28 protein-coding genes and 1 pseudogene are annotated in these 25062 nt (G+C 53.2%); 20 read left to right on the plus strand and 9 right to left on the minus strand.

What is annotated here, in order from left to right:
- Positions 1–475: 475 nt before the first annotated feature.
- The 7 genes from OC597_RS10705 to OC597_RS10735 all read right to left on the minus strand — a co-directional run bounded on the left by OC597_RS10705 (position 476) and on the right by OC597_RS10735 (position 6234).
- Positions 476–1771 (minus strand): cytosine permease, encoded by a 1296-nt coding sequence (locus OC597_RS10705; protein ID WP_176979628.1) that lies wholly within the window; start codon positions 1769–1771, stop codon positions 476–478.
- A gap of 19 nt (positions 1772–1790) precedes the next feature.
- Positions 1791–2477: a helix-turn-helix transcriptional regulator gene (locus OC597_RS10710; RefSeq protein ID WP_261257999.1), complete on the minus strand. Its 687-nt coding sequence runs from the start codon at positions 2475–2477 to the stop codon at positions 1791–1793.
- A gap of 25 nt (positions 2478–2502) precedes the next feature.
- Positions 2503–2913 carry a GNAT family N-acetyltransferase gene (locus OC597_RS10715; protein ID WP_261257586.1) on the minus strand — a complete coding sequence of 137 codons (411 nt, stop codon included), beginning with the start codon at positions 2911–2913 and terminating at the stop codon, positions 2503–2505.
- A gap of 343 nt (positions 2914–3256) precedes the next feature.
- Entirely contained in the window at positions 3257–4177 is a 921-nt protein-coding gene (locus OC597_RS10720; protein ID WP_262208668.1) for an alpha/beta hydrolase, read from the minus strand.
- Positions 4178–4328: 151 nt separating this feature from the next.
- Entirely contained in the window at positions 4329–4829 is a 501-nt protein-coding gene (locus tag OC597_RS10725; protein ID WP_261257583.1) for a fimbrial protein, read from the minus strand.
- Between the two features lie 13 nt (positions 4830–4842).
- Positions 4843–5814 carry a fimbrial protein gene (locus tag OC597_RS10730; protein WP_261257581.1) on the minus strand — a complete coding sequence of 324 codons (972 nt, stop codon included), beginning with the start codon at positions 5812–5814 and terminating at the stop codon, positions 4843–4845.
- A gap of 126 nt (positions 5815–5940) precedes the next feature.
- A complete protein-coding gene (locus OC597_RS10735; protein WP_261257579.1) occupies positions 5941–6234 on the minus strand; it encodes a hypothetical protein in 294 nt (97 codons plus the stop codon).
- 660 nt (positions 6235–6894) lie between these two features.
- Here OC597_RS10735 and OC597_RS10740 point away from each other — a divergent pair.
- From OC597_RS10740 to OC597_RS10785, 10 genes are all read left to right on the plus strand, one after another.
- A complete protein-coding gene (locus OC597_RS10740; RefSeq protein WP_017893980.1) occupies positions 6895–7416 on the plus strand; it encodes a fimbrial protein in 522 nt (173 codons plus the stop codon).
- A gap of 78 nt (positions 7417–7494) precedes the next feature.
- Positions 7495–8040: a fimbrial protein gene (locus tag OC597_RS10745; protein WP_261285289.1), complete on the plus strand. Its 546-nt coding sequence runs from the start codon at positions 7495–7497 to the stop codon at positions 8038–8040.
- 46 nt (positions 8041–8086) lie between these two features.
- The gene (locus tag OC597_RS10750) at positions 8087–10657 is read left to right on the plus strand and encodes an outer membrane usher protein (protein ID WP_261285288.1); all 2571 of its coding nucleotides are present in this window, start codon (positions 8087–8089) and stop codon (positions 10655–10657) included.
- An 85-nt stretch (positions 10658–10742) separates the two neighbouring features.
- Positions 10743–11510: a fimbria/pilus periplasmic chaperone gene (locus OC597_RS10755; RefSeq protein WP_409977064.1), complete on the plus strand. Its 768-nt coding sequence runs from the start codon at positions 10743–10745 to the stop codon at positions 11508–11510.
- A gap of 69 nt (positions 11511–11579) precedes the next feature.
- The gene (locus OC597_RS10760; protein WP_409977223.1) at positions 11580–12236 is read left to right on the plus strand and encodes a fimbrial protein; all 657 of its coding nucleotides are present in this window, start codon (positions 11580–11582) and stop codon (positions 12234–12236) included.
- 59 nt (positions 12237–12295) lie between these two features.
- Positions 12296–12850, plus strand: coding sequence for a fimbrial protein (locus tag OC597_RS10765; RefSeq protein WP_099063353.1), 555 nt, complete (start codon positions 12296–12298; stop codon positions 12848–12850).
- Positions 12851–12892: 42 nt separating this feature from the next.
- Complete coding sequence (locus OC597_RS10770; RefSeq protein ID WP_316044864.1) at positions 12893–14620, plus strand: PglL family O-oligosaccharyltransferase; 1728 nt, start codon at positions 12893–12895, stop codon at positions 14618–14620.
- A gap of 58 nt (positions 14621–14678) precedes the next feature.
- Positions 14679–15101, plus strand: a complete 423-nt coding sequence (locus tag OC597_RS10775; protein WP_207977514.1) for a YuaE family lipoprotein — start codon at positions 14679–14681, stop codon at positions 15099–15101.
- Between the two features lie 41 nt (positions 15102–15142).
- Positions 15143–16411: an FKBP-type peptidyl-prolyl cis-trans isomerase N-terminal domain-containing protein gene (locus OC597_RS10780; protein ID WP_261257570.1), complete on the plus strand. Its 1269-nt coding sequence runs from the start codon at positions 15143–15145 to the stop codon at positions 16409–16411.
- 59 nt (positions 16412–16470) lie between these two features.
- The gene (locus OC597_RS10785) at positions 16471–17067 is read left to right on the plus strand and encodes a response regulator transcription factor (protein WP_262208674.1); all 597 of its coding nucleotides are present in this window, start codon (positions 16471–16473) and stop codon (positions 17065–17067) included.
- Between the two features lie 91 nt (positions 17068–17158).
- On the opposite strand, the gene OC597_RS26635 is transcribed toward OC597_RS10785, so the two are convergent.
- Both OC597_RS26635 and OC597_RS10795 read right to left on the minus strand, forming a co-directional pair.
- Positions 17159–18052 carry a GMC oxidoreductase gene (locus tag OC597_RS26635; RefSeq protein ID WP_316044865.1) on the minus strand — a complete coding sequence of 298 codons (894 nt, stop codon included), beginning with the start codon at positions 18050–18052 and terminating at the stop codon, positions 17159–17161.
- A complete protein-coding gene (locus tag OC597_RS10795; protein ID WP_262208783.1) occupies positions 18018–18104 on the minus strand; it encodes an arginase family protein in 87 nt (28 codons plus the stop codon). Before OC597_RS10795 ends, OC597_RS26635 begins: the two co-directional genes overlap by 35 nt.
- Positions 18105–18116: 12 nt before the next feature.
- Here OC597_RS10795 and OC597_RS10800 point away from each other — a divergent pair.
- From OC597_RS10800 to OC597_RS10845, 10 genes and pseudogenes are all read left to right on the plus strand, one after another.
- Positions 18117–18266, plus strand: a pseudogene (locus tag OC597_RS10800) (GntT/GntP/DsdX family permease); the annotation flags it as partial.
- Between the two features lie 226 nt (positions 18267–18492).
- Positions 18493–19059, plus strand: coding sequence for a TetR/AcrR family transcriptional regulator (locus OC597_RS10805; protein WP_261285284.1), 567 nt, complete (start codon positions 18493–18495; stop codon positions 19057–19059).
- Positions 19060–19099: 40 nt separating this feature from the next.
- Entirely contained in the window at positions 19100–19894 is a 795-nt protein-coding gene (locus OC597_RS10810; protein ID WP_261285283.1) for a winged helix-turn-helix domain-containing protein, read from the plus strand.
- A gap of 3 nt (positions 19895–19897) precedes the next feature.
- Positions 19898–20419, plus strand: coding sequence for a FidL-like protein (locus OC597_RS10815; protein WP_261425140.1), 522 nt, complete (start codon positions 19898–19900; stop codon positions 20417–20419).
- A gap of 589 nt (positions 20420–21008) precedes the next feature.
- Complete coding sequence (locus OC597_RS10820; RefSeq protein WP_004249182.1) at positions 21009–21287, plus strand: BMC domain-containing protein; 279 nt, start codon at positions 21009–21011, stop codon at positions 21285–21287.
- A 24-nt stretch (positions 21288–21311) separates the two neighbouring features.
- Positions 21312–21596: a BMC domain-containing protein gene (locus OC597_RS10825; protein WP_021807825.1), complete on the plus strand. Its 285-nt coding sequence runs from the start codon at positions 21312–21314 to the stop codon at positions 21594–21596.
- A gap of 14 nt (positions 21597–21610) precedes the next feature.
- The gene (locus OC597_RS10830) at positions 21611–21889 is read left to right on the plus strand and encodes a BMC domain-containing protein (RefSeq protein ID WP_021179127.1); all 279 of its coding nucleotides are present in this window, start codon (positions 21611–21613) and stop codon (positions 21887–21889) included.
- Between the two features lie 88 nt (positions 21890–21977).
- Positions 21978–23594 (plus strand): acetaldehyde dehydrogenase (acetylating), encoded by a 1617-nt coding sequence (locus OC597_RS10835; RefSeq protein WP_262208677.1) that lies wholly within the window; start codon positions 21978–21980, stop codon positions 23592–23594.
- A gap of 22 nt (positions 23595–23616) precedes the next feature.
- Positions 23617–23874 carry a EutN/CcmL family microcompartment protein gene (locus OC597_RS10840; RefSeq protein ID WP_021179125.1) on the plus strand — a complete coding sequence of 86 codons (258 nt, stop codon included), beginning with the start codon at positions 23617–23619 and terminating at the stop codon, positions 23872–23874.
- A 12-nt stretch (positions 23875–23886) separates the two neighbouring features.
- The gene (locus OC597_RS10845) at positions 23887–25041 is read left to right on the plus strand and encodes a 1-propanol dehydrogenase PduQ (RefSeq protein WP_261285280.1); all 1155 of its coding nucleotides are present in this window, start codon (positions 23887–23889) and stop codon (positions 25039–25041) included.
- The last annotated feature ends 21 nt before the right edge of the window (positions 25042–25062 follow it).

Genomic DNA, 25062 nt, shown 5'->3' on the forward strand with positions numbered 1-25062 from the left:
AGAGGGGCTGTAACCGGCTGATTACTCTTTAAAAATGGATGCTAAACTACCCGGTATCACGGCCAATAATGATTTTATCATGATGAGTGAAATGTAAATGAAAGGTAATTAAATATAAATCAACTGCTTAGGTTACAGGTTCGAATAAGTAGACACAAAAGTGAGTTTTGTGTCTACTTTTGTGTTGACCACAGTGGTTTTTGTGAGCTACTGTTCACGCACACTGAAGTGTTACTTGACGGTCAAAACGGTTAATAAACGATTGTCTGACAACTTCTATAATAAAAAGCTCAGGGAGGGAGGCGTTTCCATTCTCTGGGTATTAAAGGATGTTTTAGCTACCGACACCAGGGAATTCCAATTACGTCTTCAGCTTTAAAACCACAGCTTTCCGTTCGTCAGATCCCCAGTTTATTGTTTTGCCACTCCCCAGTTGCTGGAGAGTGGCGATAACATTTTGCCGCTAACGATCGGCTCAGCCTTGCGCTGGAGCCGGTTTCTGAGCGCGGTTTAGCGCCAACTTGAATACCCAATACAACAGGCTGGCGGCCAGCAATGAGTTGATGGTCGGCACGCCCCATTCGGTCACTAGCCCGACGATACTGCCGGCAATGCTGGCGATGATCGCCGCCCAGCCAATGGTCGGCGTCTGATCGGGCAGTTTGCCTTCCCGGCGGCTCTCATCCAGGATTTTACGGTGAGTGCGCAGCAAGTAATAATCCACCAGCATCACGCCGATAATTGGCGGGAACACCACGCCCAGCACCGTCAGGAAATCGACAAACCGGTCGAGGATCCCCAACACCGAAAGCGTGGTGCCCAATACGCCAATTACCAACGTGGTGGCGGTGTATTTCAGCCTTTTACCGGTCATGCCTTCAACCGCGTTGACGATGCCCAGTGAAGATGAGTACAGGTTGAGGTCATTCACCCTTAAGGTGGAGAACACCACTACCAGCAGGCCCGCGCCGCCGGCAACTTGCGACATGATGGTGACTACATCCGCCGTGCCGAGCGTTTTGGCGATCAGCAGCGCCAGACCGTTAACCACGAACTCCCCGGCCACAATGGTGAGAAGGGTTACGCCAAGCACGTGCTTGCCGTTTTTGGAGTAACGTGTCAGATCGGGGGTCATCAGGCTGGCGACAATGGCGCCACCGACCACGATGGTGATACCGGCGCTGATCGACAGCGGATCGCCAGGCGGCATCATTTGGATAATCTCCGGCAGATTATGGCCGGTGAGGGTGATGTAAGAGATATAGGCCACCAGCATAATAAACATCGGCACCGCGATTCGGGCGGCGATGCGCAATGCTTTAAAGCCAAAGGCCACCAGAATGGTCAGCAGGGTACCGGACAGGCCGGCCGCCAGGCCAAAGCCCAGCTTGTTCCCCAGGGCGAAATCCAGCGACTTGGCGAAGATGGCGTTTTGTATGCCAAACCAACCCAGCAGGCTGACGGCCACCACCACGCCAATCAGTACCGAACCCAGGCGGCCAAAGCCACACCAGCGGGCCAGCAGGCTGCCGGAGATCCCTTCACGCATCCCTGCCAGTCCGAGTCCGTAGGTCACTACGCCAAAGATCAGGCTGCCGACGAAAATGGCGGTAAAGGCATCGAACAGCGTCATTGAATGGCCCAATACGGCACCCAGCATAAACTGATCCAGGGCGGTCAGCATGCCCATATGCACAATGGCAACGCTTAAAAACGAGACTCTTTTATCCTGAGGTACCCGGGTTAACGGATAGTCTTCAATTTTGATCACGGTGAGGTATTCCTTGCTATTAAATAAACTGAATGCCTTTAGCTATCAGGCGATCGGGAATGTAATTGTCCAGATGCGCATATTTGCAAAACTCTTCAAACTGCTGCTGTGTATGAACATCTGATTTTTGATAGATGTTATATATTCTATTTTCTATGGTTTTATTGCTGATGTTGTATATTTTGGCGATCTCTTTCACCGACAGCCGTTGTAGCATTAAAAATATCACATCAAGTTCGGCTCTGGTGAAAATAGTGCTGTTGGTTTCCGTGGTCAGAACGCTGGGTTTTTGATGATTGATAAATTTCAATGGGGATAAAGTGTTAAGCGGTTTGGCATTCCACATCACCCCAAACACTTCTTTTTTATCGTTATAAATCGGCAGTTTTTCACTGATAAACGGCGTCAGGCTGTCTTTGCCGTACCAATAATGCGTTTCTATTACGGCAACCCGATCGCGCGAGACTTCCGTCATTTTGTCGTGTTCTACAAAATCGGCTGCGCATTCGGCCCAGTCGGCGGGGAACTCGTCGTCCAGCTTACCGGCTATATCAAAATTCAACGGTGTGTTGGTATAGAGGTAAGCGGCTCGGTTCATGTAAATATGCCGGGATGCCAGATCCTTAATGCCCCATGGCTCACTTAAGTGTTCCATCATGGCAATCAGACCTTTCAAATAAAATTCATTATTGTCGGGCGAATCCATTCTGACCTCACCGATGAAAACTGGGTTAAATCTCTTTTGCCAGGTAGTGACGGGTGTGTTTCTTGGCATAGCCGCCTAAATTACCGTACACCTGATAGCCCAATTTTTCGTAAAAGCCGCGGGCCTGGAAGTCGAAGGTATCGACATAGGCCATATGGCAACCCCGCTTCAGGGCCTCTTCTTCGGCCTGGATCATCAGTTGACGACCATAGCCGCTTTTACGATGTTGGTCGCTGACCCAAAGATACTGCACTTCAAGCCCACCCCACCAGGTTCTGGCCACCAGGCCGGCAACGATTTTACCTTCGTCGTCGGTTACGGTCAGGAACAGGGGGTGGATATCAACGTGTTCGGTTTTTTCGTTGTGACCCCATAGGCTGTCAATAACGAACTCTTCGTCTTGCGGATTTGGCTGGTCGGTAATATTGATTTTCATGGATGTAATATAATTCCCTGTGATAATAATTTATCTTTGCAATCAAACTGATGCTTGCCAACGGGTTTAACTATCACTTTTCATGATGTATTACAAGGGTGGTTTTCACCCGTTCCCGTCAGGGGGCCAAGCGTTTATATTAACTGTGACAAGGCTAGAAAATAGCGTAATACGCGGTAATAAATAGCGGTTAGCCTTGCTCAGTCAATATCTTCCTATTGTGCCTCACCAGGGCCTCATCCAGGAAATACATTAGTCCTTCAGGCTCCACCGGTAGAGCAAGCTAACTTGCCAAAGGGGAGCCGCCATGTTCGGTCTTCCCCAGAATCAGCCTCCAACCTCATTATTTACCCTGAGAGTCACCTTTGGCGATATCTTCCAGCGCAGGCGTGATGGCTGCACTGAACATACCTCCGTGATCCAGTCCCGGCCATTCCCGAAAATCCACGGCAAGCCCGTTTAGCGTCGCCAGTCGTTCAGCCAGACGCTGAGCCGCGTCGGTGGGGAGCGGTTGCTGCTTGATATTGGGCGGCGCACTGCGCATTTTCTCTGCACCGCCGGTCCACAGCCACAGATGGGCGGAGATGGCTGGATGCCGATCAATAACCCGCTGGGCTTCCTGCAAGATAAAGCCATTGCCCCACCACAAGGAAGGTTCGACGGCGACGTAATTTTGGAAAGCGGTCGGTTGGGTTAACAGGGTGTGCAGAACGAACAGGCCACCGTAAGAGTGTCCCCACAGTGTTTGCTGTTGCGGATCGACAGTAACCCTGGCTGCCACTGCCGGTTTAACCTGAGTCTCGATCAGCTTCAAAAAGGCATCAGCCCCGCCATTGGCCCGCATCTCACCGGTTTGCAGGGGGGCCGGCGTGTAATCGTAGCTGCGACCGTTGGCATCAATACGTAAATCGTTGTCATAGCTGAGCAGCACCAATACCGGCGGCTGTTTTTGTGCCGCAAGCTGAGCCAATAATTTGGTATTCAACTCCATCAGCACCGCATTGCCATCCAGAAAGTAGACCACCGGATAGCCGGTTGGCGGCGGGGCAATGCGCGGTTGCGCTATACGAATGCGGTAATGGCGTTGACCATCGGCTGAATTGAACCGTAAATCGCTGAACTGGTAATCAGGTGATTGGGTATCGGCGACGGTTACGCCAATTTTACGCTCCTGATCGGGCCTGGCCTGCGCCAGCATAGGCGAACCCACACCGAGAAGCAGCGTGACGATAAAGGTAAGAAAACAACGATAAGAGGATGGCATGCTGAGTCTGGTCACCTGAAAAATGTCGATATTAACATCTCATCAGTCATTAGGTGATATGACTCTCTGGTTCAAACGGTGAGTTTCTGTTCCTGGGGGCAGGGGCACTCGTTGAATGCCGCCCTGTAAATATCCCCTCGTGGTTAAATGCTTAAAAATAGTCGACCAACATCGTGGCACCACTGGTAAAGTCGCCGTCCTTCAAGGCAAGCGCGGAACTTTTAACCGGTACGGCGTCCAGGGTTGGGGGCTTGGTGTAATCAATGCTCAACGGCGTATTGATATTAAATGCCTTGCCATCCGCCAGCAGTTTTATGCCCAATCCGTTAATGTTGCTGTTTAACACATTGGCATCAAAAGCCGCCCCACTGCCCATAATTTTCATCTTGAGTTGTCTGGTGTTGTCCAGAAACTCGCAGTTGATGCTGTAGTCCACTCGTTGCATATAGCGAGTGCCGTCAATTCTGTTCACCCCGACCTTACCGAAGTCGACATCAATAGTCCGCCCCTCGTTGATCACACAAGGGGGAGGGGCTACCACAGTCGCCGTTATGTTTACCCTGGTCCCCTGATCTGCGGCTGATGCCGCAAAGCTGATAATCGTCAGGGCTAAAATAAGGCGAAGGGGGTGCCTTTTTTTCATGGTGATCATATCTGCCTCTGCCTCAAGGTGCGCTGAAAATAAGCGTGGCTGAACCTGATAATGGCCCGGTGGCAATACTGGTATAAGGGACATTGTTTTTCACCGGAACAAAGGTAATGGTGTCGCTTCCCATGCCATTAACGATGCGCGTCCTAAAGCTGTTGTTGGGTTTCACTACCGCATTTTTATAAACCATGGCAACACCGACATTTGGGTTGCTGGTTTTAATAAAATCGCTCGAAAATCCGGTGGCGTCGCTGACCATGCGAATCAGAATATCTTGGGTGGCGCTTTGGTCATCACATTGATAAGTCAGCGCCTTGTCCTGTTTTATTTGTGCGTCGCTGACGTTTTGCGTCAGGTAATCCTGCCTGATTTGATCAAAAGCGACGTTAATTTGTTGCCCATTGTTGATGGTGCAACTGGTCGTCACAAAATAGGCGTCGTTGTCGGCAATCAACCGCCAGCGATAAGGGCCGCATTGTGGACAGCCTGATTGGTCGTTCGTCTGACGAAAGTTGATTTGACCGATGACGTCACCTTTATTGACCTTGATATCTGGCGTAGGGAAACGGTTCAATACGATAAACACCCTGATAGCGACACTGCTGGTCTGCAGGCCAGTCAAATTCAATACGCTGATATTAGAAGACACAGGGGAGTTATAATCTACCCCATTAATAGTCATGCCGCTGCCAATGGCCCCAAAAATGCCGGTATTCATTGTCAGTGCCGGAGCATCGGTTTTTAAGAAATCCCACCAGCTGGCAACGTCGTTTTTACAGGTTACCTGACTCACGTTAACAATTTCATTTTTCCCGTAGGACAGCTGCGGGCCGATTCGCACCCTGACATCAACCGGTGTGTTGGAGCCTCCCGGAGGGATTATTCCGCCATCTGAGGTTCTGCAGGTAAATGCGTTGGCATTGCCGACCAGTAAAAAGAAGGAGGCGGCCAAACAGCAACGTAATAATAAAACGGATGTCTTTCTCACTATGATATTCCAATAATCGGTGGCTAACGATTTTGCTAAACTCTGGGTGTTAGCTAGATGAAAGTAGGCCGCCCGGCACGGGAGGTTTTATTTTTTCATTTTTATAAACATAAGGTTAGCGGCGATTTAAATCGTGACACCCTGGCTGGATAAAATGGCCGCCGGGTACCATCTAAGGGAGTTTTTTATCGAGCCAGTGGAGACCACAACCTCACCTTTTGCGACCATTTCCAGCAGCAGGTTTCTGGCCCGATAAACCCCGACATCGATGATGTCCGCCAGTTGCCTGGTTGACAGCCATTCATGCTGAGGTGGCACCCCTATGAAAGGGCTAGGTTGAGGGGACTGCGTTAATAAAGCTTGTAGCAGAGCTTGCTGCAGCTGCCGGACTTCCTTTTGTTTCGGGGATAACGCTTCCATAGCACTTCCTCTGTATTCCTATTGCTGTTTTCTCTGGAAAAACAAACTCTTTCTTTTCGTAGGCCTGCTTTAATTCCTATAGAAAGCAAATGCCTATCTATTTTTTGAGGTTGGGAAATAGATTGCTTGCTATCCATCTATCGCCAGTCGGTATAACGGGTTGATGTCATACTTAAGCCCCATAATTTGGTTTATTATATTCATAAAATGCCAGTTTGCGATCTCATTGGTTGGCAGATTATAAAAAACAGGATTTTATTCCAAGAAAGAATATTTTACGATCTATGAGGCTAAAAATAACAATAAATTAACCTGATACAGGGAGCAAATGGCGAATATTAAAGGTGATCAAGAAAACCCTTTTTTTAATGGGAGGCATTTGCAAGAATATTAATCGCCAACCAAGAGAGGGAGTTTAGGGTTTTGCGGTTTTAATATTCAATGCGTTTGCTTATTTGTTATATGTTAATTCATTGGTTTTTTTAAACCTCATCACCTGGCTAGAACCGGTGATTATATTGCTGTTCGCCCCTGAGTACGGTGGCTTAATTACTCTCAAGATGCTAAAGAATTAGAGCGTTAAATTTTCGCGTGCTCGGCACGCTAATGCTCTGTTCTTTATTGGGATATGCATTTTTTCTTATAAGGAATATAGGTTCTATGAAACTTAACAAAATCATGATGGCTGCAGTGATTGCATTTGGCGCAACTTCTTTTGCACACGCAGCCGATCAGGGACACGGTAAAGTTACTTTCACGGGTTCAATCATTGATGCGCCATGCTCGATTGCTCCTGAGTCCATTGACCAGACTGTAGACCTGGGTCAGGTTTCCAACGTAGCACTGAATGGCGGCGGCAAATCTAACCCTCGTCCATTCGAAATTAAGCTGGAGCAGTGCGATATCACTACTCTGAAAACGGTCAAGACCACTTTCAGCGGCGTAGCTTCTGCCACCAACAAAGATCTGTTGGGTATCGCGGGTACGGCCAGCGGCGCGGGTGTAGCCATCTCTTACAATGGTCAGCCAATCAAGTTGGGTGAAGCGACAACGGCTCAGACTCTGAACACCGGTAACAACACCCTGCACTTTGCTGCTTATCTCCAGGGTGAAGGGGCTTCTGCCGCTGTCGTCCCAGGTGATTTTACTTCTGTAGCCGATTTCACCCTGGCTTATCAGTAAGTAACTCCGCAGGTTTAATAAACCAGGCATGTGAGTCATCGCATGCCTGGTTGATCCCCCTGTCAAAGGAATGTCGCGATGTTTTCACAAGGGAATCAGGCCGGTGTAATACTGTTGATATTACTGTCTGGATTGGCCGCCGGGCCCAGTTATGCATCCCAAACCCTACAGGGATGGGGCAGGGTCAATATGCACGGCGCTATTATTGATACCGCCTGCGCCATTGCGGCCGGCAGTCGGGACCAAACCATAGATATGGAAACTATTCCTTTAGGACAAATCATCCGTGACGGTCAGGGGATGACTAAACCTTTCAGTATCGAATTGGTGAACTGCATCCTGGAACGACCGGGGAATAAATCAGACTGGAAATTTTTTCAGGTTACTTTTGACGGCTCTGCAGAAGGAACACTGTTTGGTGTTCAAGGCGATGCCCGCGGTGTTGCACTGAAAATTAATGACAGTAATGGGAATGCTGTTATTCCTGGTGAGCCATTGCCCATGGAAGAAATAATTCCTGGAAATAGAACGCTGAATTACTCCATGACGCTGATGGCCAATCATCAGCCGTTGAAAGCGGGAGCGTATTTTTCCACAGTGCGTTTTAAGCTGGATTATTTTTGAATTATCTCGTGCTGACGGTTAATTCGTTTTTGAAAGGACTTTTATTATGCTTTCACCGGCAGGGAAGTTATTTCGTCTTCAGGTACTGGGACTCTGTGTAGCGCTTTCGCTGGGTAACCCAGTCGCGTTGGTTTACGCCGCCGCCGAAATCCAGTTCAACACGGATGTATTAGATATTAACGATCGTAAGAATATCGATCTGAGTCAGTTTACGCGTAGCGGCTACATTATGCCGGGCGTCTATACCATGGTGGTGCACGTCAATAAAAACGATCTGCCGGAGCAGACGGTGACCTTTTTAGCCCCACCCAAGGATCCTAAAGGCAGCGAAGCCTGCCTGTCGCCAGCGCTGGTCAAGCAATTAGGGTTCAAAGAAAAACTGCAAAACTCCCTGAGCTGGACACATGACGGCCAGTGCCTTGATCTGCAGCGTTTGGCCGGAATGGAAGCGCGTGGCGATCTGAGCACTTCATCCCTGTATCTCAATATTCCTCAGGCCTACCTCGAATACAGCTCAGAAAGCTGGGACCCCCCCTCACGTTGGGATGAAGGTATTCCGGGCTTGCTGTTCGATTACAACGTCAACGCCCAAACGCAAAAGAATCTGAAAGGGGGCGGTAGCAGCTACAACCTGAGCGGTAATGGCACCAGCGGAGCCAATCTGGGTGCCTGGCGCCTGCGTGCTGACTGGCAAGCCAATCTCAACCACCAGACAGGGTCTGACCAGCCGACCGATAAACAGTTCGATTGGAGCCGCTATTACGCCTACCGGGCAATCCCGGCACTGCGCTCCCGGCTGACGATGGGCGAAGATTATTTGAACTCCGATATCTTCGACAGCCTGCGTTTCTCCGGCGCCAGCCTGCGTTCGGATGACAGCATGCTACCGCCTAATCTGCGCGGCTATGCGCCTGAAGTGAGCGGCGTGGCAAAAACCAACGCCAAGGTGGTGGTCAGTCAGCAGGGACGGGTGCTGTATGAAACTCAGGTTGCTGCCGGGCCATTCCGTATTCAGGACATCAACGATGCGGTGTCTGGCGAGCTTGATGTGCGTGTTGAAGAGCAGGATGGCAGCGTGCAGGAGTTCAAAATGAACACCGCCAGCATCCCATACCTGACACGTCCAGGCACCGTTCGCTACAAGCTGGCAGCGGGTAAACCGTCCGAATGGGGCCATCACCTGCGCGGGCCATTGTTTGGTACCGGGGAGTTTTCATGGGGTATCAGTAATGGTTGGTCACTGTATGGCGGCGCCATCAGCGGCGGGGACTACAACGCGCTGTCTGTGGGGCTGGGGCGCGATCTGTTGGCGCTTGGCGCATTGTCGTTCGATGCCACGCAGTCACGTGCAAAATTGCCGGAAGACGGCGTACTGACCGGCGGTTCCTACCGTTTGAGTTATTCGAAAAACTTTGACGACTATGACAGCCAGGTCACCTTTGCGGGTTATCGCTTCTCCCAGGAAGATTTTATGAGCATGGGGGAATACCTCGATTCGCGTTATGAGGGCGGACGCAGCGGCAAGAGCAAGGAGATGTACACCATCACCTTCAACAAACAGTTCCGTGAACTGGGGTTGAGCACCTATCTCAACTACAGCCACCAAACCTACTGGGACCGTGCTGCCAACGATCGCTACAACCTAATGGTATCGCGTTATTTCGATATCGGTACCTTCAAGAATGTCAGCGCGTCGCTGTCTGCTTATCGCAACCGTTACAACGAGCGTAACGACGACGGGATGTACCTGTCCTTGTCGATCCCTTGGGGCAACACGGGGACGCTTAGCTACAACATGACGGTCAATCGTGATGATAACGCGCACCGCGTGGGTTACTACGACCGAATTGATGAACACAACAACTATCAGATCAGCGCGGGTGCCGCTCGCAGCGGCGCGACAACCAGTGGCTATTACAGCCATGAAGGCGATATGGCCCAGATTAACGCCAACGCCAGCTACCAGTCTGGCCGTTACAGCGCCATTGGCTTGGGGGCACAAGGTGGGGTGACCTTGGCACAGGAAGGCGTGGTGCTGCACCGGATAAATACGCCGGGCGGAACCCGATTGTTGCTTGATACCGACGGCGTTGCTGATGTGCCGGTACGGGGTTACGGCAGCACGGTGCTGACCAACCGATATGGCAAGGCGGTGGTAACCGATGTGAACAGCTACTACCGCAACAAGGCCAGCATCGATCTCAACCGCCTTGGGGATAACGTTGAGGCGACCCGTTCGGTGGTGCAAGCAACCTTGACGGAAGGGGCGATTGGTTATCGCAAGTTTGATGTGATTGCCGGTGAGAAAGCGATGGCGATCATCAAACTGGCCGATGGCAGTGAGCCGCCGTTTGGCGCGACGGTAATGAACCGACGCAAGCAGGACACGGGGATCGTCAATGACGGCGGCAGTGTCTACCTGTCGGGGATTAATCCGGGTGAAGTGATGACGGTGCATTGGAACAGCGGCCCGCAATGCGAGATCCAGCTACCGGCATTGCTGCCTGATGAGGTGTTGATGAACACGCTGTTGCTGCCTTGTCACCCTTTGGGCACCCGTAAACCGCCTTCGTCACCTGAAGGCATTAAGGCTGCGCAGGTTACGCCTGTTACCTGACCACATTCAGGGTGAGGCAAGCCTCACCGTTTAACTGCCGGTCAGCCAGTTGCACTGGGGCTGGCTGATAACCGCGAAGAAAATGATGAATCAGATGATGACCAAACAAAAAATCTCACTTTTGAGCACGTTCGCCACCGTTGCCGCTCTGTCCGCCGGCACGGTTGTCATGCCCGCTGATGCGGCTATTGCCCTGGATCGCACTCGTGTGATCTTTGACGGTGACCTTAAGACCATGAGCCTCAACATCAGCAACCAGAACAAGCAATTGCCTTATCTGGCGCAGGGCTGGATTGAGGATGAACAGGGTAACAAGATCCAAAGTCCGTTCACCGTGCTGCCACCGGTACAGCGGCTGGAACCCGGTAAACCGAGCCAGGTGAAAATCCAGGCCTTGCCCGCTGCGCGCCAACTGCCGCAGGACCGGGAAACGCTTTACTACTTCAACCTGCGTGAAATACCGCCGCGTAGCGATAAGCCAAACACCTTGCAGATAGCGTTACAGACACGCATCAAGATGTTTTATCGGCCGGGCTCAATAGCACCGCAAAAGAATCAGGCTCCCTGGCAGGAAAAACTGACGTTGACCCGACAGGGTGACAAGTACGCGGTGAATAACCCGACGCCTTATTACGTCACGATTGTTGAGGCCAATGCCCGTAAGGAAGGGAAGGGGATCGCCGCTTTTGAACCCATGATGGTGGCGCCGAAAGCCAGCGCCTCGTTGAACCTGTCTACCGCGGTGTTAGGGGACAGCCCCGTGCTGACTTACATCAACGATTACGGCGGCCGACCGCAATTGACGTTCCGCTGTACCGGTAGCACCTGTCAGGTTGTGCCTGCCAAAAAATAACCGAAAAACCGCGGTGACTACGGCAAGCAAGGAAGAAACGGTTTTAAAGACAGCGGAGTGAAATAAACCATGCAAGGAAAGAGCCCAATATTGTCAGGAAAGGCCTATGACCGCTACCAACGCCGCACTATTGGCCTGACGGTCCTCGCCGCGCTGATGATCCCGCTGACTGCGGGAATGATTTTAATGCTGATACCCCAGGCGGGTGCAGTGGATAACTGGGACGTGGAGGGGGCCAATGGCACTTTACACGTCTACGGATCGCTGACCGAGAGCGCCTGCAGTCTGGAGATGGCTACCGCTCGGCAGGAGGTGTGGCTGGGCGAAAGTGGGACGGCGCAGTTTCAGCATCCTGGCGATCGCGGCACGCCGGTGGCGTTTGAACTGAGATTGAAAGATTGCCTGCGGGCACCGGCGAGCAACCGGGATGCCTGGACCGGCGCTTTAGCCTGGAGCAGCAGTCAGCCTGCGGTGTCGCTGGCCTTTACGGCACCTGCCGACAGTAATGCGCCGGGCCTGATCAAGGTGTCGGGCGTAACGGGATTGGGGTTGCAGTTGGCGGATGCAACCGGGTTGCCGGTACGGCTCGGAGCCCGTAACAAACCCGTTTTGCTGACGCCGGGACAAAACACCCTGACGTACACCGTGACGCCAGTGCGCACCCCGGCAACGCTGGGGGCTGGGGCCTATCGCGCGGTGATCGATTTTCGCCTGTATTACGACTAAACGTTTGAAAACTGTGTGGCTAAAGGGCAAGCGCAACACCGATAAAAGGGAGTGTCATCATGGGCGTGAAAGAAAGGTACTGGCGCAGGGCCGTTAGGCTGGGGGTTGCAGGGGCGATGTTGGCGGGGGTTATCGGCCAACCGGCGGCCGCAGAAGAAAATATGCGTTTTCACGGCACCCTGGTGGCGGAACCCTGCGTGATCCCGCCGGGCGAAGAGGAAATACAGCTCGATTTCGGCACCATTGTCGACAAATACCTGTATCTGAATACTCGCACCCATAGCCAACCTTTTGCTCTGCATCTGGCCGAATGCGATCTCAGCCTGGGCAATACGGTTTCGATCACCTTTAGCGGTACGGAAAACGCCAAGCTGCCCGGCTTGTTGGCGCTGGACGGCGGCAGTAGTGCATCGGGGGTGGGGATCGGGCTGGAAACTCAAGAGGGCAAAGCATTGCCGCTCAACAGTGCCAGCGAAAAATTCCGGCTGTCAGCGGGGAGCAACATGATCAACCTGCAGGCTTATGTGAAGGGGGAGCCTGAGGCGATCCAAAACAAGTCTATTGGGCGCGGGACATTCAGTGCGGTAACTACGTTTACCCTGGAATACGAATAGCGATACCGGCGGGTTTTCATTGGCTTTTAGGGTGTGGTTGACGTGTTGCGAAGAAATAAAGGATTAGTCGCCTGTTTTATCGGCTTGCCGATAGTGTCGTGGTGTTACTTCCCCAATATGGGCGGCGTTGGGTTGAGCCTGCCTTTTAATCCGCTGGTTTATGCCGCCATGGCCGTGATGGTGCTGTTGATTTGGTGCGGCAAGCCACGTCGTCGCGGCATCGTTTTCACGCCGACCGCCAGGTGTTTCACGATGGGCGTGGTTCTGTTAGCTGTGCCGCTGGCCTATGGGCCGGCGGCGGGGTTTTCCTCCGCGGCATGGCGTGTTGCGGCTCTGCTGGCCGGCTGGATTTTTTATTGCAGTGGGTTGCAGGTGCGCCTGCCTTTTCGTCTGCGCCAACCGTTGCTGGTGGTACTGCTGGCCATCGTTGCCGGTCAGGCCGTTATCGCGGTGTTACAGCTGTTTTTGCCAGCCTGGAGCTGGGTGCCGCTGCGAGGGGCCAGGGTTTACGGCATCTTTCAGCAACCCAACGTGTTAGGCAGTTTTATCGCCACCGGGCTGGCTTTGACGTTGATGCAGTGGCTGTTGCCGGGCTATGCCCTGGTTGCTTCACGCCGGGAGGGCGTTCGCCGAATCGCTCTTTCCTTGCTGTTGGTGCTGTTCTCTGCCGTGCTGGTCTGGATACAGTCGCGCGCTGCCTGGCTGGCAACCCTGCTGGTGGTGCTGGGGTTTTGGGTGTGTTTCCGCCATCACTTTGCCCGCGGATTACTGAGCGCATCTCTGCTGATATTGCTGGGTACGGCGCTGGGTGGCGTTGTCATGCTGTGGCCGGAGAGCGCAGGCGGCGTGCGTTACATCTCCCACGAAATGTCCAATCAGGCCCGTTTGGCGATGCTGCAGGACACGCTGAAGATGATCGCTGCGCATCCGTTGTCCGGCTGGGGATACGGCAGTTTTGAGTACGCTTTTCAGCATTTCCGCATCGAACAGGTGCCGCCCACGCAGGTGCTGGAAATTGCGCGTCATCCGCACAATGAGCTCCTGTACTGGTGGGTAGAAGGGGGCTTGGTCGCGTTGCTGGGCATCAGCTTGCTGATCCTGGGCGGCGGGCGATTGCTCTTACAGGCGATCAGGCATGACCGCCGTGCGTTTTCAGGTGGTGCAGTCAACGCCGGTGAGGCCAGCGCGCTATGCCTGGCTCTGTTGCCTATGTTGGTACATACCCAACTTGAATACCCTTTCTATCTGTCAGCCATGCACTGGATGGTTTTCTTGCTGTTGCTGGCAATGGCAGACCGCCTTTCTTGCCGGAAGATCGGCGTCATTATTCTCCCCGCTAGGGGACGGTTGCCGCTGCGCTGTGGCATTGGCGGGTTGTGCATGGCGACGGTTGTGATGATGGTGGCGATTTTCCGCGGGGGTCTTTCGCTGACGCAGGCCGAGCGCAATGGGCTGCGTGATATTCAGATCCTGGACTCGATGTCGCCGATTGCGCGATGGGGGCTGCAGGATCGAGTCAATTTTGATGCACAGACGCATCGCTTACTGACCTACAACACCCGGCGAGACGACAGTGAACTTTCGCGCTATGCCGTCTGGGCTCGTCATTATCTGACGAGGCGAGTTGACGCCAATGTGTACGCCAGTTTGATTGCCATATTGCGTTATCAGCAGCAAACGGCCGAGGCTGAAAAGTATGGTTTTGACGCTGCGTTGTTGTTTCCCGCCGACCCGCGTTTTCGCCGGTCAACGGCAACAACGGGCGAGTAGTCACGGCTGGCTATGGCCGTGCTGGACAGGAATACATCTAAAAAAGGAAGCCGGAAAGATGATGGTGAAGCATATAAATCTTAGTGTCCGAGTGGGGATCTTGTGTCTGGTGGTGATGGGAGCCACGGCGTGCCAAAACCCGAAGTCGACTAAACCCCTGGCCGCCGGAAAGACCAGCGCCACCAGTGAGATATCGGAGGAAACCTTACGCAAACAGCGTGAGGCAGAGCGGCTACAGCAGTGCCAGGAGCAACTGGGCGCACTGCGTAATATCAATGCCAAACAGTTTCAACAGTATAAGCAGGCTTTCGACAGTTTGATGAGTGGCGCTTCGCAGTACGCCGGGGTGCGAACCAAGGTTAATGGCGATACCCAGGAGACCGTGGATGCGCTGTATCGCTATAAAGTGAATTTCCTGTGTGCCGGGGTGAATCAGGCGGTGCTGACGGGCCTGGCCGAACGCGGGGAGTTGGTTAAATGATGCGGGTGTCCCGGCTGGCTTTTTTGGGGTTTACGGCACTAATGGTCGTGAGTAAGGCACAGGCAGATGAGGGCGTGCCCGCTCTGCTGCAATTTGCCGAACAATACCAACGTCAGAATGTTAAGCCGGAGACGCCAGAGAGCGATAAAGCGCGCAATAGCGAGAAAACGGCTGCGCCGAAAAAGAAAGACGACAGTCCCCGCCAGATAACCCGGCAGGCAGAACCCCCGAAAGCCGCTGCTTCGACCGCCTTTACGCTACGCCGGTCGCTGGTGGAAAGTGAACAACAACTGACCCGCCAACAGGCAGAGCTGGATGCGTTACGCCAGGAAATTACCGCGTTGCGTGCCGAAAAACCGCCCGTTAGTGCGTCACCGGTGCCGCCCGACATGTCGCTCTTGCAGCAGTGGTTGGCGGGGCTGAGTCAGGCCTGGCGGGGTTCGCCGGATGCGCAACGAACGGCCTCTTTACTGCAGCAAGCCCAACAGGATACGCGGCAGGCCAGAGAGGCACAGGCACTGGCCGAGAGTCAATTAGCCGGCCTGACGGCGAAATTGTCCGCTACAGAACAAGTGAATCAGGGCTATGAGCAGAAGCTGGCGAGGCAGCAGCAACAGCTGGTGCAAGCGCAGATCGAGGCGACGGAATTAGGCAAACGCCAGCAGTGGGAAGTTACGGCTGAGCAGTTAAAGGATGAAAAGACTCGGCTGTCCTACGCGGCCGGCAGTGCGCTTGGGCGGGATATTGATGGGTTAATGGCTGAACGTCAGAGCTGGGGCGTGCCGGTAGATCGCAATAGCCTGCTGGCTGGCGTGCTGGATGCGGTTTCCGGTCATTTATTGTTGCCTCCGGCAGAGCTGGCCGGGCTGATGGAAAAGGCGGATAGCGCCGCTGGCACCGCACGAGAAAAACGGGTCAAGGCGCAGGTGCAACAGGATCAGGATTATCTGGCCCGTTTCAGTAAACAAAAGGGTGTTAAACAATCGGCGATGGGCTTTTGGTACCGGGTGGATTACGCCGGTGACCACGAGTTGGCAAAGGATGCGGTGATTGATGTGGTGGTCAAGGAAAGGCTGACCGATGGCACCGTCATCCAGGATATGGAGCTCAGCGGTAAAGTCCTCTCGCAACCGCTCTCTGCGTATCCGCCTTTATTCCGGGAAGCGATTGGTCATCTTCGCAATCACGGTTCACTGACCATGGTGGTGCCACCGGAGTTTGCCTATGGCGAGGCGGGCTATCCGCCAAAAGTACCGCCGAATGCCACCATGGTTTACGAGTTGCGTATCGACAATAGCCAGACACCCTAAGGGCGAATACAGCAGTGGTTTGGCTTAATAAAGGCAGGAGAGCCGGCATGAGTTCCATAATGACAATAGCCTTATCTGATAAGAACACTTTTTTCATCAAGGGATTACAGGATGTTTTAGTACAGCATTTCAATTCATGCGGTGTGCTGGTGCGTATCGTGAATATTGAGCAGGCCAATGCGGCAGATTTGGTGTTTCGCTATTTCTCCCCGGGCAATTTGAGCTGTTTTTGTCAATATGCGTTACCGTCCGCGGGGCGGAAACCCTTGTATTTTGCACTGCGTCAACCGGATAAGCGGCACTCTGCGGCTGCCAGCACCCGGTGCGTGCTGGAGTCTGGGGTTATCCATCATGATATGCCTGTTTCAGCGGTACTACAGGTGGTTATCGCTGGGCTGGAGCGACAACGGCTGTGGCCATTGGACAACCGTAGCCATAAACGCCCTTGCGCCTGTCAAAGGATCCTGACGCTGCGAGAACAAGAGATCATGAGATGTATGAAGTGGGAGTTGGGCGTCACACAAATTGCCCACATGCTGGAGATCAGCGTGAAAACGGTCAGTAATCACAAGATGAGCGTGATGCGAAAAATGGGTTTTCGGCGCAATGCCGAGCTTTATGGCTGGCTGCGTAGCAGTACGCGAGCCCAGGTCTAATCATTGGGCGTTCATGTCTAATCAGCCCGGTGATGTGTTCACTGGGCTGTTAAGAGAAAAAAGAAATGGGTCTGGATTCAGAATGACCCGATCATAGATCCACCGCACGTAGCGGCTTATTGGTGCGTTGCCGGGTTTGCCAGTGGTCCGCTAACCCGACGGATACATCGGCTTCGGGTAGCAATGTTTTGCCTCTTACCAGGTCCGACGCGCGTTCGGCCAGCATAATGGTGGGGGCGTTCAGGTTACCGTTTGGTTCGGTCGGGAACACCGACGAGTCAATCACGCGCAGGCCATGCAGGCCGTGGACTTTCAGCGTCGAGTCGACAACCGCCATATCGTCTTCGCCCATACGGCAGGAACCGCAAGGATGCATGGTGCTTTCCATGTTGGCGCGAACGAAGGCGTCAATCTCTTCATCGGTCGTCATATTGGGGCCCGGTGCCAGTTCTACGCCACGGAAACGATCCATCGCGGGTTGGTTGATGATTTCACGTGTCAGGCGTACGCAGCGGCGGAAGCCTTCGCGATCTTCCTCGCTTTGCAGGTAGTTAAACTGGATCTCCGGGTGCGAATAAGGATCGGCAGAACGAGCGCGCACGTAACCACGGCTTTTGGGTTTGTTCGGCCCGGTCAAGACCATGAAACCATCGCCTTTGAACGGTTTATCGCCATCGTAGCGCATGGCCGCCGGCAAGAAGTGGAACTGGATATCCGGCCAACGTAACCCCACTTCGGAACGGATGAAGCCACCGGCTTCAAAGTGGTTGCTTGCCCCCAGACCATCCTTGAACAGCAACCAACGCAAACCGATCAACGCCTTACTGAACCACCCCATCTTGCTATTGAGTGAAACCGGTTCTTTACAGGAGTACTGGATATAGATTTCCGAGTGATCCTGCAGATTTTCGCCGACGCCGGGAAGGTCATGTTTCACCGGGATGCCTGCTTCACGGAGCACGGCGTAACGGGCTGCCGTGGCCATAGCGTACGCCGTGGCGTTCATCGACAAAGTCCAGGTGGGCGTCGAAATGCACGATGTGTAGTGGACCATCTCAGCTCCCATTGTTAGCCAGTTGCCCGGCGTCAATATGCTCGCTGCCGCGCAGGCCGCCACCATGGGCGCGCTGTTCTTCAGCTACTTTAACGACAGCATGTTCTGGGTAGTCAACAGGATGATGGGGATTAAGGACGTGAAGAGCCTGGACGATCTCCCACAGGGAGAGGAAGCCGTCCGAGTCACTTGTCAGCCTTAACGCCCCAGTTAACTCCCAACCCCGATTAAGTTAGTAAAAACTTTCCTAATTGATTAATAACTAAAATAGTTTGACCTACCTATCATTATTCAGAATTGGTCAGACCTTTAGGGTTAGCGGATTGACCTCGATCAAAAATGACATACCGGCTGGTCGGTATGATCGCCGCATGAATACCCACGTGCATCGCAAAAAAGACCCGGAACGGCTGCAAGAGCAGCTGCTGGAAGCCGCCAGTATCATCGCCGCTAAAGATGGGATTGCCGCGCTGTCGCTAAACGCCGTTGCCAAGCAGGCCGGGGTCAGCAAGGGCGGGCTGCTGCACCATTTTCCCGGGAGGCAGGAGCTGATCCACGCGCTGTTTATTCGCCTGCTGGCCGTGATGGATCGCGGCATTATGGCGCTGATGGCCGTGGACGATAACCCACGTGGGCGCTTCTCCCGGGCCTATCTGGTGCACCTGGCAGGCATCAGTGAAACCGACACCAGCCGTCAATTGGCCCTGCTGTCGCTGGCCATGCCGCATGAAATGGTGTTGCGTAAATGCTGGCGGGACTGGGTGCTGCAACATCTGGCCAACGCCGATGAACTGGATCGCAGCTACGTAGGTAATTTGGTGCGCTATGGTGCAGACGGTCTATGGCTTTCTGAACTTACGGAAGGAGTCACTATGACGCCGGAAGAGCGGCTTGCATTGGTGACGAGGCTGGCGGCAATGACCTTCGAGGAGCTTTAACCTCCGCGGTGTGCGGGCAGCCAATCACCCAGGGGCGATAATGAAATACAAAATTAATGCCTTTCTTATTTATGACGCCACCGAAGGTTCGCTAAAGCTGGACGATGGCGGCAAGTCAGATAGCCAGCTCACCATCACTGCCAACGCCCTGCTGTTCTTCATGATCCAGCATCCTGGCGTGATCAGCCGCGATACGGTGATGCAGCGGGTCTGGGACGACAACGGGCTGATGTCCTCCAACAGCAACCTGAATCAGTACCTGAGCATCCTGCGCAAAGCCTTCCGCCGTTATGGCATTGAGAACGTGATCGTCACCGTGGCCCGTGGCAGGTTGGAAATAAATCCAGAGCTGACGATCGAGGTAATCGATGACTCCTTGTTGCATCCGGTAATACATACCAGCGAACAGGAACCCTCTGCCGAGGTAGCTCCAGAGTCAGCACTGGTATCGGCGGCCACCACCAACAACGATCGCTACTGGGGTTATGCCGGGGCAATGATATCGCTGTTGGCCATCGTGCTGATCGGCTGGTCGTGGAGTAACAACGGCAGCCTTACTCCTCTCACCTTCACCCCCGTCGCGCAGGAACCCATTGAGGTGTTATCCACCGACACCATGATAAATCCAAGAATGCGCGAGAATTACCTGAAAAACTTTATTGCCGTCAAAGAAAAAAAGAACATAAAGTATGATAAAGACGAACGTTTTCTGTTCTTTTATGGTGATAAGCTGCAATCCAACGGGTTAGGCCGGACGTTTCTCGCACACTGCGCCAAACATCAAGATAATACATTCAGCTACTGCGATAACTATTTTTATTATTCATGGAAATAAATTATGAAAACAATGGTCTGGGGGAGAGGGCTGTTTGCCGTCTCTATCATATTGCTACTGGTCTCACTATTTATCACCGTTAAGCATAATGTTATCCAGCGTGATGATGTTTTAAATTGTTCAACCAAAGCCATTATGCACTTTGAAGATACCGTTACCGAATCCGTTAACGTCAATATTCACTTTAATTTTAATGCCAAAGGTAAAGGTTCCATCGTGGTGGAGGGATATTCAGACTCGGAGGCAGGCTGGCTTTATTTACAACGCTACGTACAGTTTGATTATACCAGCAAGCGTGTTTCCCCCGGCGCCCGCTATTATCAGATCAACCGCTGGGTCTCCAGCAAGTCCTCTATCGATCAATCTCCCGACGTGATCTTTGATTACTTTATGCGGGAAATGTCAGACAGCCACTACGGCCTACAATTGGCGATGGAGAAAATCAATGCCGACACCGTGTTACTCAGTTCGATCAACTCCCCACTGTTTATCTGCGCGTTGAAACCCGGCAGCCAGTTAGAGTAACACCCGCTCCCCAGCAAAAACCTGTTCCCTCTTGTCATAAGCCTCTGGCCTGCCTCATTAGCCCTTACAATCCCCTAAAAACACCCCTGATAGTCATAATGCCTGTCGGTTATTCGGCGATCGCTATTTCCCCTCACCCCAACCCTCTCCCCAAAAAGGAGAGGGAGCCAGTACGGTGCTATCAGTAACAACGCCGGTCAATATGTAGCACGTGAACCCCCCCCAAATAGCCACCGCAAAAACCTGCGCTATTCCACAGTCTGCAAGCCCCTCCGCTACCTAAAAAACTCATTTAAATACCATAGATTTAACATTGTTTTCCGCCTTTAAGTGAATGCCAAAACCCGCCATTTCTTGCCAGGGAGCAGAGCTATTATCGGGCTGATTATCAGAGTAAACAGATAAATAAAGGATAAATCGACGCTTATTTACAGAGCAAAAAACTAAATATATATCGATTAATGAATTTATATTTTGAATAACCACCGGAGGGGTATAGTGCCCTTAGCCGTCGGAAACCTTGATCCCCTCATGGCCGAACGGCACAGCAGATGACAACTCATAAACCGGCTTTGTGGAGGAAACAACAATGGGTGATGCATTAGGCTTAATCGAAACCAAAGGGTTGGTGGCCTGTATTGAAGCGGCGGATGCCATGTGCAAGGCGGCCAACGTCGAACTGATCGGCTATGAAAACGTCGGTTCCGGCCTGGTCACCGCCATGGTGAAAGGTGACGTCGGTGCGGTAAAAGCTGCCGTCGATTCCGGCGTGGAATCCGCACAACGCGTGGGTGAAGTAGTGACTTCACTGGTTATCGCCCGCCCACACAACGACATCAACAAAATCGTGATTAAGCACAAAGCGTAACGACGCTTCTGAGGAGAACGGATCATGGGTGACGCATTAGGATTGATTGAAACCAAAGGGCTGGTGGCCTGTATTGAAGCCGCCGATGCGATGTGCAAAGCGGCCAACGTGGAGCTGATCGGCTATGAGAACGTCGGTTCCGGCCTGGTTACCGCGATGGTGAAAGGCGACGTTGGCGCGGTCAAGGCGGCGGTAGATTCCGGTATCGAATCGGCCAAACGCGTTGGTGAAGTGGTTACCTCACTGGTAATTGCCCGCCCGCATAACGATATCCAGAAAATCATCTCGCAGTACAAAATCACCGAATAACAAGGAATTCACTGATGAAAGATGCACTCGGATTGATCGAAACCAAAGGGTTGGTGCCAGCAATCGAAGCTGCCGATGCCATGTGTAAGGCCGCCAATATTGAACTGATTGGCTATGAAAACGTCGGCTCCGGCTTGGTCACCGTAATGGTGAAAGGCGACGTGGGTGCCGTTAATGCGGCAGTGGAATCCGGTATTGAAGCAGCTAGCCGAATTGGCGAAGTGATTTCATCACGGGTTATTGCACGTCCACATAATGATATTGAGAAAATCGCCTCACAGCATAAGGCGTAATTCAGCCTGATTACCGGCGGTGGCAGATAAGTACTCTACCCGATTGCAGCAAGTAAAAAATTAAACTCCTATTCAGGGGAATAGACTAATGACCACATTAGATCCGGATTTACAATCCATTCAGCAGGCTCGCACACTGATTAGAAATGCCAAACAGGCACAGTTGCTGTTTGCCAAATATTCACAGGAAAAGATCGACGGCATTATTAAAAATATTGCCAGCGAAGCGGCCAGGCATGCCGAAGAATTGGCGAAGATGGCCCATGAAGAAACCGGCTTCGGCAATTGGCAGGACAAGGTGTTAAAAAACATTTTCGCCTCTGAAAAAGTTTTTGAGCATATTAAAGATTTAAAAACCGTCGGTATTATTCGTCACGATCAGCAGAATAAAGTCATGGACGTGGGCGTCCCGTTAGGGGTTATTACCGCCCTGGTGCCGTCCACCAACCCAACCTCAACCATTTTCTATAAAACGCTGATCGCGCTGAAGGCCGGGAACGCCATTATTTTCTCCCCGCACCCTAATGCGCGCCAGTGCAGCCAGCGGGCGATTGAGATCGTCAAGCAGGCCGCGCTCCAGGCCGGTGCTCCAGCGGGTATCGTTGACGGCCTGACCCAACTGACGCTGGAAGCCACCAAAGCCCTGATGCACAGCAAAGACGTCGCGCTGATCCTGGCTACCGGCGGCGAAGGTATGGTTCGTGCAGCCTATAGCTCCGGCACACCAACAATCAGCGGTGGCCCAGGCAACGGCCCGGCGTTTATCGAACGCAGCGCCAATATCCAGCAGGCGGTGAAGGACATCATCACTAGCAAGACCTTCGATAATGGTGTGATCTGCGCCTCTGAGCAGTCGATCATCGTGGAAAAGTGCATCTATCAGGACGTACACCGCGAGTTGCTTGCCCAGGGCTGCTACTTCATGAACGACGATGAGTCTGCCCGCCTGGCCAATATCCTGTTACGCCCGAATGGCATGATTAATCCTGAAGTGGTGGGCAAAACCGCCATCTACCTCAGCGAGCACGCCGGGTTCTGCGTACCTGCGACCACCAGAGTGCTGATTTCGTTGCAAAACAGCGTCTCGCGTAAAAATCCTTACGCCCGTGAAAAACTCTGCCCGGTGCTGGGGCTGTACATCGAAGAAGACTGGATGAGCGCCTGTGACCGCGTGGTGGAACTACTCACCAACGAAGGTCTGGGGCATACGCTGGTCATCCACACCCAGAACCAGCAGGTGATCCGCGAGTTTGCGCTGCAAAAACCAGTGCACCGCATCCTGATCAATACGCCCGCCGCGCTTGGAGGCATTGGCGCAACCACGAATCTTATACCTGCGTTAACGCTCGGTTGCGGTGCCGTTGGTGGCGGCTCCAGCTCGGACAACGTCGGCCCAATGAACCTGCTGAACGTACGTAAGGTTGGCTATGGCGTTCGTAGCATCGAGGATCTGCGCCAACCACAACCAGCAGCTCAAACGTGCAGTGCGCCAACCAGCCATAGCACCAGCATCTTCGACGATAACCGCTTTGCAGCTCCAACGACGGCGGTAGCCCCACAGGCCGCACCGGCACCGCTGTATGCCCAGGGCGACGATCGTTTCGGGGCGGTCACCTGTGCAGTGGTTAACGCCGCAGCCAATGACATCACCGAAGAGAATGTCGAACGGATCATTACGGAAGTGCTTGGACGCCTGTCCCGGTAACACATCAACCAAGGGTGAAAACATGATCCTCGCAAAGGTAACCGGCCATGTGGTGGCCACGCAGAAAAGTGACGAACTACGCGGCAGTAACCTGCTGCTAGTCACAGCTCTGGGTGACGACCTGGAAGCCATTAAAGATCGCACCTACGTTGCCGTCGACAGCGTCGGTGCCGGTGAAAACGATCTGGTGTTGGTGGAAGAGTATTTCGCACTGAGTAAAGACCGCTACAAGGCCATGTCGATCGTTGCCATTGTCGAGAAGGTTCACCGGGAGCGTTAAGAGGAAGTAGGCATGAATGAGTTTCTGATTAAGCCAAAAATCCATTTCGGTGAGGATGCGCTGCTCGCGCTGAGCAGCTTGCCTGGACGCTCGGCGTTTTTGGTCACCGATCAGGCGATGGTGAAGTTTGGCTTGGCCGTGCGGGTGACCAGCCTGCTCCAACAGCAGCAGATCCGCTGTCGTCAGTATGACCAGGTGGCCTCAGACCCGGATATTTCCGCCATCGTCAGCGGCATGAAGCTGATGGATGACGACTACCCGGACCTGGTGATTGCCTTGGGTGGCGGCTCGGTCATCGATGCCGCCAAGGCGGTGATGTATGCGCTGTGGCATTGCCGTAAAGACAGCGGCCGTAGCAAGCCCTGTTTTGTCGCCATCCCCACCACCAGCGGCACCGGTTCCGAAGTCACCAGCTTCTCGGTGATCAAGTCCCGTAGCCAAAAGCTGGTGTTGGTGGACGAGTTCATGCTGCCCGACATCGCCATCCTCGATCCTCAGTTAGTGAAGTCGGTACCGGCCAGCATTACCGCCGATACCGGGATGGATGTGCTGTGCCACGCCCTGGAGGCATACGTCTCCCGCAAGGCCAGCGACTTCAGCGATGCGATGGCCGAAAAAGTGGTGCAGATGGTATTCGGCCACCTGCTGACCTGCTACCAACAGGGCAGCAATCTGCCTGCGCGGGAAAAAATGCATAACGCTTCATGCATGGCCGGGATGGCGTTCACCAACGCATCGTTGGGCATTACCCACAGCCTGGCGCACGCCCTCGGCGGCATGTTTGGTATCCCGCATGGCCAGGCCAATGCGCTGCTGATGACATCGGTGGTCGCCTTCAATGCCGACGTTGACGGCAACTGCGACACCCCGGCCGCGCACAAATATGCCGCCCTGGCGCGCCTGTTGGGGCTGCCAAGCACCTCAGTTCGTGATGGCGTCAATAGCCTGCTGGTGGCGATCGAAACGCTGAAACAGGAAATGCAGCTACCGGCCAATCTGCAAGCCGCAGGGGTAGAGGAACACCGCTTCCAGGTTTGCCTTGGCGAACTGGCCACGCAGGCGTTGCACGACAGCTGTACGCCAACCAACCCGCGTGACGTTAACGCGGCAGATTTGGAGAAACTGTTCCGCCTCGCCTACAGCGGCGGCCCGGTACAGCTTCAATAACGCACTCATTACAGTCAACGG

The organism is Serratia proteamaculans (assembly GCF_946227095.1).
Lineage (GTDB): Bacteria > Pseudomonadota > Gammaproteobacteria > Enterobacterales > Enterobacteriaceae > Serratia > Serratia proteamaculans_E.